Raw genomic sequence first — 3,179 nt, forward strand, 5'->3', positions numbered from 1 at the left:
GTGTAAGCGATAGGTGTTAAAGTAATATGAGGGTAATGATTTAACATTCTAGAAACAGGACATTTTTGGTGAACTAAATTAATAATTTCATGAGTTTCTTCTAAAGAAAAATTAGCGATACCACACAACAATTCGATCTTAAAATAAAAACCTTGTGTATCTTTACAATTTTGACATAAAACTTGTACACTAACATCATTAAAGATGTTGTTTTTTATAGACAAATATTTTTTCATAGTTTTATAAAAACAAATAACCAAAGATAAACAAAATAACTCGTTAGGTGGTGTATAATTATTTGGTTCGTTCATCAATGCTGACGTTAATTTAGTTTTTAAGCCATTTTTAACAATTCCTATATCATTAAATTTATTTTCATGATAAGCCATAATTTTTAATAAACTCATTATAATTATCTCTTTCTTTCTGTAAAAATTAAATTTTTATATTCAATCTCTTCGATAAATATTATCTCAAAAATTAAATTAAATAAATAGAATAAATAATTTATAAATAAAGGGTTTTTAATTGAGGCGATTGAGAAACCAATCTTAAAACCTTGCTATTCAAAAAATAAATAGAGTGCAAAGTATTTTTAGGATCATCTTTGGCTTTAAATAAGATTTTTAAATTTACAAATTTTTTTGTAATTGGTGAATTTTTGGTTAAAGGTAATTCTTGCAATTTATTCTTAAAAATAGTTTTTAAAACTTCTTTTTCTAAATCATCGCAATTTAATAAAAATTTGGTAATTTTATAATTTCGATATTTATTATCAAAAAAATATTCCGCACAAAAAATCAAAATAGAAAGCACCATCAAAAGAAATATTAAATTGATACCTGACATTTTTGATAAACCTTTTTATTTTTTACCTTTCAAATTCGACATAATTTGTTTAATTTGTTTTTCTCCAGGTGTCCTCCCCATTTGTTTAAACATAGTTTTGATTTGACTTTCTGTAATAGGAGGATTTTTTTCCAAATATTTTTTAAACCAATGAAAAGTACAAAACCCACCTATAACTGCTCCTAAACATAAAGCTAAAATAAATATAAATATACCTGGCATCTTTTCAACTATTTTCCTTTTATAATTTTAAAAAGTTATTTAATAAATTCAATTTTATTATAACTCAAAAAACAATAAACTAAACAATACTAAACGTAAATTTTTTGATAAAAATAAAGCTTTTTACTACCATATTTTTTATTTTTAATCAAAGAAAAAGAATAAATATTTTGAGGCAATAAATTACGATGAAAAGTTTCATACACTACCCAACTTTTTAATGTTGTAATAATATCTAAATTTTTAAACAAAGTAATATAAGAATATTTTTCATAAGGAGGATCTAAAATAATAAGATCAAAAATTAATTTTTGTTCAATAAAACGACATAATATTTTAAAAGCGTTACCATAAAAAAGCTGAGCTTGCATATTTGTTAAATTTAATTTTTTCTTATTTTTTTTCATGGTTTGATAAGCTATCCATAAATTATCTACCAAATAAATACTTTGCGCATCTCTACTCAAAGCTTCAAAAGCGCAAGCTCCAGAACCAGAAAATAAATCTAATACTTTTTTCATATCATGTAAATTACCAATAGTATCAAATAAAACTTTCCGTATTAAGTGCGAAGTTGGTTTAGTTTTAATGGATGGCACTAAAGATAATTTTAAACCTTTATATTTTCCTGCGATAATCTTCAACATATTTTTCACGCTATGTTTTTTGAATAAATTAATATCTTAATTTTTGTTGAAAAAATTTAAAAATAATTAATTGTTCCACACAAACTTTATTATGTTTATTTTTATAGTAATGGAGGTTAGATTCTAAAACTTTATAAATGGCTTTATCTAAATTTTCTAAAGATAATTGACGAAAATAACTAATTTGTGGAAAATCACGACTATTTTCTAATTTATCACTTAAAAAAATAATTTTATCTAATTTATTCATTTTTAAATGACCGATGACATGTTTTCGGATAGCATTTAAAATAATAACATCTGTGATACCAAATTCTTTTTTTAATAACTCTGCTGCACTAAAAGCATGATAAACAAAAGGAATATGTTTATATTGATTAATAATTTGTGGTTTTAATAATGCTAAATGAAAATCCAAAGATTCATTTTTAGTATAATCATGAAACAAAGCAGAGATTTGTGCCTTCATAGTATTAACTTTGTGCAAACGAGCTAATTGGATAGATTTTCGATAAACACCTAAAATATGATTTAAACGCATCAAATCATTTCTAAATTTATTATTAACTTTGTGAAGGATATTATTTATTAAACACATACGCTATTTTTTTCATTTTATAAAATTTTGAAATTTTTGTTGATAAAGTTTAAAATTTTCTTTTTTAATTTTATTAATAAAAGGGCGTTCGATAACAAAACGACGAAACTTAGTAATCAAAAATTCGTTATTCCGATTCAAAGGTTTTACCAAAATAGAAATAATTTTCATTTTATTAGCTCCTAACACATCTGTAGTTAATTGATCTCCTATCATTATAGCTTGTTCACAACTGACATTCATAAATTCTAATGATTGCATAAAACCCCATTTTGATGGTTTTTTGTGATACCATTTTAAACCAATATAAAAATAATTATTATTCAAAATTTTTTGTTGTTTTTTGAGTCTTGCATTAGAAAGAATACCTACCTTAAATTTTAAGCTAATTTTTTGAAGAAAAAATTGAATATGGTCGTCTATTTTCGTGACTTTAGGTAAAATTAAAGTATTATCTAAATCAAATAATAAAGCTTTAATGCCTTGTTGATAAAACATATCATAAGGAATGTCGAAAATAGAATCATAATAAAATTTCGGTATATATTTATAATCATATTTCATAAAAATATTTTAATAACCCTATTCTACTTTCAAAATTTCTACTTTAAAATTTTTTCCTTTTTCTGTTTTGACTAAAACTTGATCGCCTGCCTCGCAACCTTTTAAACTTTGTCCTAAAGGTGATTCAATAGAAATTTTATTTTCAAAAGGATCTGCTTCCAATGCTCCTACCAAATACACTAATTGATTTGGTTCTGAAGTATTTAAAAATTTTAAATAAACAGTTTTACCAATATAAATTTTTTTATTTTCACTGGAAGTAAATATAATTTTTACATTTTTTAAAATATTTTGAATTT

The 3,179-nt window shown here is 22.9% G+C and carries 7 protein-coding genes; all 7 read right to left on the reverse strand.

All coding sequences use genetic code 11. The features are described from left to right. Window positions 1-407 (reverse strand): OsmC family protein (locus AlmWB_RS00830; protein ID WP_050337172.1); only part of this gene is annotated, 407 nt, incomplete at its 3' end. 100 nt (window positions 408-507) lie between these two features. Beyond that, a complete protein-coding gene (locus tag AlmWB_RS00835; RefSeq protein WP_050337174.1) occupies window positions 508-849 on the reverse strand; it encodes a super-infection exclusion protein B in 342 nt (113 codons plus the stop codon). 15 nt (window positions 850-864) lie between these two features. Then, complete coding sequence (locus tag AlmWB_RS00840) at window positions 865-1,071, reverse strand: YneF family protein (RefSeq protein ID WP_050337176.1); 207 nt, start codon at window positions 1,069-1,071, stop codon at window positions 865-867. An 89-nt stretch (window positions 1,072-1,160) separates the two neighbouring features. Continuing rightward, on the reverse strand, window positions 1,161-1,727 hold the full coding sequence (gene rsmD / locus AlmWB_RS00845) for a 16S rRNA (guanine(966)-N(2))-methyltransferase RsmD (protein WP_275043466.1): 567 nt from the start codon (window positions 1,725-1,727) through the stop codon (window positions 1,161-1,163). Between the two features lie 19 nt (window positions 1,728-1,746). Further along, window positions 1,747-2,316 carry a bis(5'-nucleosyl)-tetraphosphatase (symmetrical) YqeK gene (gene yqeK / locus AlmWB_RS00850; RefSeq protein WP_050337180.1) on the reverse strand — a complete coding sequence of 190 codons (570 nt, stop codon included), beginning with the start codon at window positions 2,314-2,316 and terminating at the stop codon, window positions 1,747-1,749. 12 nt (window positions 2,317-2,328) lie between these two features. Further along, window positions 2,329-2,880, reverse strand: coding sequence for a YqeG family HAD IIIA-type phosphatase (locus AlmWB_RS00855; protein WP_050337182.1), 552 nt, complete (start codon window positions 2,878-2,880; stop codon window positions 2,329-2,331). Window positions 2,881-2,898: 18 nt separating this feature from the next. Beyond that, window positions 2,899-3,179 (reverse strand): GreA/GreB family elongation factor (locus AlmWB_RS00860; RefSeq protein WP_192833066.1); only part of this gene is annotated, 281 nt, incomplete at its 5' end.

It is taken from the genome of Candidatus Phytoplasma phoenicium, from assembly GCF_001189415.1.
Lineage (GTDB): Bacteria > Bacillota_I > Bacilli_A > Acholeplasmatales > Acholeplasmataceae > Phytoplasma > Phytoplasma phoenicium.